The organism is Rhodococcus sp. T9N, from assembly GCF_024436645.1.
Classification (GTDB): Bacteria; Actinomycetota; Actinomycetes; order Mycobacteriales; family Mycobacteriaceae; genus Rhodococcus_F; species Rhodococcus_F qingshengii.
Map to the genome: position 1 here is coordinate 76,798 of NZ_JAMSKS010000025.1, position 6,506 is coordinate 83,303.

A 6,506-nucleotide genomic window follows, 5' to 3' on the forward strand; every position below is an offset into this window, starting at 1 on the left:
TTCCGGACATCAGATCAGCGTGAATCAAACAGTTGTCAATCACTATCTTTCGGTTTGCGTTGCAGGCAGGATCCGAGCGTGAACATCCCCGAAGCCGATTCGTGATCCGCCGACGCCGGGAGCGGTGGCTGAGATGGCGATGGTGTCGCCGTCTTCGAGAAAGGTACGGGTCTCGGAGCCCACAGCTACGGGTTCCTTGCCGCCCCACGTCAGCTCGATGAAGGCGCCGCGCTGATCTTTGTCCGGTCCGGAAATGGTTCCGGACGCGAAGAGATCGCCGGTGCTCGCTGCTGCGCCGTTGATGGTGGTGTGCGCGAGCATCTGCGCAGGCGACCAGTACATCTGGGCGTAGGGCGGCCGGGAGACGACGTGACCGTTCCATTCGACGGCCAGGTCGATGTCCAGCCCCCACTTCTCTTCACCACGCAGATAGGAAAGCGGTTCGGGATCCTGCACCGGAGTGTCGATTCGGGCTGCTTCGAGAGCGAGCAAGGGTACGACCCACGGTGAGATGGAGGTCGCGAAACTCTTCCCCAGGTTCGGACCGAGGGGCACGTACTCCCACGCCTGGATGTCTCGGGCAGACCAGTCGTTCACGACGACGGCGCCGAAGACGTGCTCGGCAAATTCGTCCGGGGTGATGGAATCGCCCATCTTCGAGGGAGTTCCGACGATGAATCCCATCTCGGCTTCGATGTCGAGGCGCCGGGACGGTCCGAAGTCCGGGCTTTCCTGATCGGGTGCCTTCCGCTGTCCGCAGGGACGAACGATGTCGGTGCCGGAGACGACGACGGTGCTCGAGCGCCCGTGGTATCCGACGGGAAGATGCTTCCAGTTCGGCATCAAGGGGGCTGCGTCCGGGCGGAACAACCGCCCGAGGTTGGTTGCGTGATTCTCCGAGGCGTAGAAGTCGACGTAATCGGCCACTGCGATCGGCAAATGCATTGTCACCGAATCAACGGAAAACACTGCATTCGAGTCTATTTCGCTAGTCACGAGCTCCGTGATCCGGTTTCGCACCGATACCCACTGATCTCGTCCCTGAGCCATGAACGCGTTCAGAGTCGGTTCGGAGAAGACGGAATCACCTAGTGTCGCTGCGAGATCGACCACCGATTCGGCGACGCGCACACCGACACGCGGTAACCCTCCCGCGGGGGAGAAGACCCCGTACGGCAGATTGTCGAGACCGAACAGTGAGTCGGCGGGAATGTCGATGGTCGTGACAGTCATACGAGAGTTCCTTCGGTTTTGTCGGAGCGGACGATCAACCCGAGGCCTTCCAGCTCGGTCAGAGGGTCCGAGATGCTGCAGGTACCGAACGAGAGGAATCGGCGACGCACCTCGCCGGCCTCGTCCTCGGTGAGGTCGGCCAGGGCTTGCGCGATCGATTTTCCATCGCGCTGAGACAGTGCAGCAACAATTTCCGAACGATCGGCGCCCCGCCTCGCCGCGTCGACGGCCACCATGATGTTGAGGAAGCCGTGTTGCTCGAAGCCTGTTTCCGGATCGGTGTTGCGCACACCGTGGTGCAGTCCCGCAGTCGCCTTGAACGGGATATTCGCTCGGACAACGGATATCACCGCATCGGCGAGCTCTTCCTCGTTCGGGTACGCCTCGGCGACAATCCCGCCGGTGCGAAACTTTGCGGAATGCCCGGCAGTTTCGAGAGCTGTGAGATAGCCCGCGCGCCGATCACCTCGAGGCACCTCGACAAAAATGTCGACGTCGGGATGAGCGGCATGGACACGAGAGAGTTCCTCGAAGGCCGCATCGGCGTCCAACCCGTCAGGAATTCCCACCTCGACGGCGGCGACGTGAACACCAGGGATGGCGAGCGCGTTCGAGAGTGCGGCCGCCGTATCGGATGGGCCGGCCGGCACGGTCAGGCTCAGCGTCACCGGGCTGTCCGCTGAAACGTACGCAGCCAGTTCGCCCAGTCGCGGCGCGGGAAAAACGAAAGGCCCGACCAGTGCGTCGTAATCCGCCTGCAGGTAGGCGGCGTGGGCCGGAATTGCTTCGGCGAGAGGAGCATTGCCGGGTGGGAAGAGTGCTGCGTCGTCGCACAGGCCACGCAGGAGTGGGGAGATGATCGTCATTGCCGAGGCCCCCGCCCTGCCCAACTCCAGGCGTACGCTTCGTCCTCGCAGGCCAGGGCTCCCTCACCCAATTCGAGGGGCCGGAACGTATCGACCATCACGGCGAGCTCGTCGAAGAACTCGGCGCCGATGCTCCGCTCGTAGGCGCCGGGTTGTGGTCCGTGGGCGTGGCCGCCGGGATGAATAGATATCGAACCCTGACCGATGCCGGAACCCTTGCGCGCCTCGTAGTCACCGCCGCAGTAGAACATGATCTCGTCCGAGTCGACGTTCGAGTGGTAGTACGGCACCGGGATCGACAGGGGGTGGTAGTCGACCTTGCGCGGAACGAAGTTGCAGATCACGAAGTTGTTCCCCTCGAACGCCTGGTGCGCCGGCGGCGGTTGGTGAACACGGCCCGTGATCGGCTCGTAGTCGGAGATGTTGAAGGTGTACGGGTACAGGCAGCCGTCCCAGCCGACGACATCGAAAGGGTGCGTGGGATAAACCATTCGGGTGCCGACGATGCCCGCCGACGTTCGGTGCTTGACCAGTACCTCGACGTCGGTTCCTTCGGCGATCATGGGCGCGATCGGTCCGTGCAGGTCTCGTTCACAGAACGGTGCGTTCTCGAGCAGCTGGCCGAAGCGGGAAAGATAGCGCTTGGGCGGGACGATGTGACTGTTCGCCTCGATGGCGTAGGCACGAAGTGGCTTGTCACCCTTGGGGATCCATCGATGCGTTGTGGACATCGGGATCAGGACGTAGTCACCTTCACTGGCCTCGAGTGCACCGAAGACGGTCTCGACGGTCGCCTCGCCAGATTCGATGTAGACCATCTCGTCGCCGATTGCGTTGCGATACAGGGGAGATGGCGCTGCCGCAACGACGTAGGACAATCGCACGTCGGCATTTCCGAGGATGAGACGACGGCCGGTTACCACGTCGGTCTCGTTCCAGGTGCTTTCGGGAAACAGCGTGTGGAGTTTCAGATGGCGCGGTTTGAGGGGATGGTTGGGGGTTGTGCTCTGATCGCGCAGTTCCCAGACCGTTGTGTCGACGATGGCCGACGGGATCTCGCGGTGGTACAGCAACGAAGAATCCGAGGAGAAACCTTCCTCTCCCATCAGCTCTTCGTAGTAGAGGTTGCCGGACTCGTCACGGTGTTGGGTGTGACGCTTCGGTGGGATGTTGCCGAGTTGTCGATAGAACGCCATGACGGGGCTCCTTCTGTGCTGTTCTGCCTGGCTCACCTCCACCAGATAGTAAACACATTAACTAAAATGATGTGATGAGCGCAACCCTCCAAGGGGTTCGGGTCTATGTCAGTTACGTCCGCGTACGTCGAACTGGCTGCGGTTGGTGATCAGTTTGTCCAGGAGCATGACAAGAATTCGCTGTTCGGCCTCGCTCAGGACGCTTACCCAGGCGTGTTCGCGTTCGTTCTGCTCGCGAAAGGCTTCGACCATGGCTTCTCGGCCCTTGGCGGTCAGGTACAGCTGGACGGAACGGCCGTCGTTCTCGGTGGGCCGACGATCGATCAATCCGTCTGCCAGCAGCGACTTGGACAGATTGGAGACCGCTGCCCTACTCATGCCGGTGAGCTCGGCGGCAGCCTTCGGCTCGATCGGACCGGCCAGCCAGGTGACGAACAACAGCCTGAAGGAGGACCATGACCAGCCGCGAGGGCGGTGGATCGACGACTCGAGATCGTAGGTGACCACGTTGGAAGCCCGATTGAGTGTCAGTAGTACCTCGGTGGCCAGCAGGTCGCGAAAGCCGTGTTCGGTGGCCAGTCGCTTGTTGGCCAGTTCGATGAACGACCAGAAGTTCAGCACGCCGACGGTTGGCTGGTCATCGGTTGTCCGGTCAGTCATGGACTAACCCTAGCGCGATCTGCAGTTGATTAATCCGTGTATTAGATCTCGGGGTTACGATGAAACTTCGCAACCCGGCACTGCGGTCAGGATTCTGAACTATCGTGACGCGCGTGACTGCGCGCAGCGACGAGTTTCCCTTGGACGTCGACCTCATGTCGGTGGGGCAACTCGAGCGGAGACGACGACTGACCACGGCGGTGGTCGAGATGCTGGCCGAGATGCCGTCGGATCGAATCCAGATGAAAGACGTCTCGGAGCGTTCAGGTGTCGCACTCGGAACGCTGTATCGCTACTTTCCGACCAAACAGCAACTTCTGGCTGCGGCGATGACGGCGTGGAGCGGTCTCGAATCGGTCCGTCGTCCTGAGAAGTTGCGGGCAGACGGTGGTGAGAACAACGCGTACGAGCGGGTTCTGGCACTTCATCGCCGCGAGATGAAGGCATTCGAGCGTAGGCCCTACTTCGCTCGGTTGGAGATCGAACTCCATTCGTCCTCGGATCAGTTCGTGATCGAGTCGTTGGATCTGCGCGCAGCGGCACATCGGAGAATGCTGTTCGAGTTGATGGACGGCGTCCGGGCCGAGACGGCGAGGGTTGCGGCCGTGGCAATAGGCGGCACGATGTTGACGGCCCTTGCGCTGTGGACCAGTGGCCGGATCGGATTCGCAGAGGCCCAGCGGAACGTCGAAGACGTCATCGGACTGGTAATTCGCTGAACAGTTGCAACCTAGAATTCAGTTCTTGTTTCTGCTGTCATGAACGCGAATTATCGCTTCGGCTTTGTGAAAACGAAGACGCAGGACGAGACCTTACCTAGAATTCACTTACAAATATGTCGGGTGTCCGATCCAGGGATCGACGTATCCGTGAACTGTGAAAGTGAGTCGCAATGAAGCGCTCGTACCGAGTCCGCGCTCGAATCTGGATGGTTGTCCTGGCGTCGGCGACGCTGGTGGTGACGGGGTGCGCCGGTAGCAGCCAAGGTACGACCACGGATGCATCGGACGTGACGGTCGGAGTTGTCGGTGACCAGAACAACGGGGGAGAGCCGCGATCGGGTGGCACCGTGTCGTTTGCCACCTACAACGGGATCAGCAGTCTCGATCCGGCTGACCGTCAGGACGGCGGCGCTACCGGTGGTAGCGAAATGGCAGCCATCTACGACCTTCTCATGCGCTTCGATACGTCGGCGGGCGAATACGTCCCCCACTTGGCTCAGTCGTTGTCGGCCAACGGCGACAACACGGTGTGGACACTGAAATTGCGCGACGGCGTCACCTTCAGCGACGGCACTCCGATGGACAGTGCGGCAGTCCTGTGGAGCATCGATCACTATCTGCAGAAGAAGGGAACTCACGCGCTGGTGTGGAAGACCGCTGTGCGCGAGACGAATTCACCGGATCCGAGTACGGTCGTCTTTACATTGGCGCAGCCGTGGGACGAGTTCCCGATCATGTTCACCACCGGTCCCGGCATGATCGTCGCGCCCTCGTCGATGGCTACCGGCACGTTCACCCCGATCGGGGCAGGCCCGTTCACCGTCGAGAAGTTCGCCTCCCAGGACGAATTGGTGCTCGCTGCCCGTCCGACGTACTGGGACGGGGCGCCGTACCTCGAGAAGTTGCGCTTTCCGGCAATCGTCAACGAGAAGAGCAAACTGGAAGGATTGCACACCGACGGAATCCAGGTTGCCTATCTGAAGTCTCCCGACTTCATTCACGAGGCTTTCGAAGCCGGTGATCCCGGATTTGTGTACTCGGCCAGCATGGCCGGAGTTCTGGCAATCAATCAGCGCGACGATCGGGCAGCGAAGGACGAGCGCGTGCGTAAGGCGATTGTCGCTGCGGTGGACCCGAATACGTTCAACGAGCGAGTTCAGGGCGGCTTCGGCGAACCCGGCACCGACATGTTCGCGTCGTGGTCGCAGTGGCACGGATCGGTGGCCGGGAACGGCTTCGACCCCGAGGCGGCCAAGAAGTATCTCGCCGAGGCGAAGGCGGACGGTTACGACGGAAAACTGACGTACGTCGGGATGAACGATCCGGCGACGCAGCGCAGCGCACTGACGTTTCAGTCGCTCTTGCAGGCAGTGGGTTTCACGGTCGACATCACCTACGCAACCAGCATCAACGATCTGATTTCCATGCTGTACGCAAAGCACGACTACGACGTGTCCTACTTCGCGTTCAACGTGCTGGAAGAGTCACCGTTCGTGCGTATGTACGGCAACCTGTTCAGCGAATCGCCGTCGAACATCCTCGGTTACAAGAACGCTCGGATGGACGAGTTGCTCGGCAAGGTGCAAACAGCGTCGGGCGAGGATGAGCGGCGAGCCGTCATCGACGATATTCAGACCGTGGTCAACGAGACGGCGCCGATGGCCGTGGTCAACTCCGGCAAGGTCTTCATCCCGTGGCGCGAGAACGTCCACGGAGTGACCCCGAGTGCGGACGGGATTCTGCTCTTCGGCAACACGTGGTTGAGCTGACCCCCGTGCGCCTTTTTGGTAGTGCCCGCAACCAGAAAGGCGCACGGGGCCGAAGGCCCT

Annotated in this window: 6 protein-coding genes; 2 read left to right on the plus strand and 4 right to left on the minus strand. The window is 61.1% G+C overall.

Features of this window, described 5'->3' with window-relative positions; genetic code table 11:
• Positions 1–42: 42 nt before the first annotated feature.
• From fahA to M1L53_RS28925, 4 genes are all read right to left on the minus strand, one after another.
• Positions 43–1,233: a fumarylacetoacetase gene (gene fahA, locus M1L53_RS28910; protein WP_054188907.1), complete on the minus strand. Its 1,191-nt coding sequence runs from the start codon at positions 1,231–1,233 to the stop codon at positions 43–45.
• Positions 1,230–2,099, minus strand: a complete 870-nt coding sequence (locus M1L53_RS28915; protein WP_054188906.1) for a hypothetical protein — start codon at positions 2,097–2,099, stop codon at positions 1,230–1,232. Before M1L53_RS28915 ends, fahA begins: the two co-directional genes overlap by 4 nt.
• A complete protein-coding gene (locus tag M1L53_RS28920; RefSeq protein ID WP_054188905.1) occupies positions 2,096–3,295 on the minus strand; it encodes a homogentisate 1,2-dioxygenase in 1,200 nt (399 codons plus the stop codon). Before M1L53_RS28920 ends, M1L53_RS28915 begins: the two co-directional genes overlap by 4 nt.
• A 108-nt stretch (positions 3,296–3,403) precedes the next feature.
• Positions 3,404–3,955, minus strand: coding sequence for a MarR family winged helix-turn-helix transcriptional regulator (locus M1L53_RS28925; protein WP_054188904.1), 552 nt, complete (start codon positions 3,953–3,955; stop codon positions 3,404–3,406).
• A 104-nt stretch (positions 3,956–4,059) separates the two neighbouring features.
• Between M1L53_RS28925 and M1L53_RS28930 the strand changes: the two genes are divergently transcribed.
• Together M1L53_RS28930 and M1L53_RS28935 are read left to right on the plus strand one after the other, a co-directional pair.
• Complete coding sequence (locus tag M1L53_RS28930; RefSeq protein ID WP_054188903.1) at positions 4,060–4,674, plus strand: TetR/AcrR family transcriptional regulator; 615 nt, start codon at positions 4,060–4,062, stop codon at positions 4,672–4,674.
• Positions 4,675–4,847: 173 nt separating this feature from the next.
• Positions 4,848–6,446 carry an ABC transporter substrate-binding protein gene (locus M1L53_RS28935; protein ID WP_054188902.1) on the plus strand — a complete coding sequence of 533 codons (1,599 nt, stop codon included), beginning with the start codon at positions 4,848–4,850 and terminating at the stop codon, positions 6,444–6,446.
• Positions 6,447–6,506 lie beyond the last annotated feature (60 nt).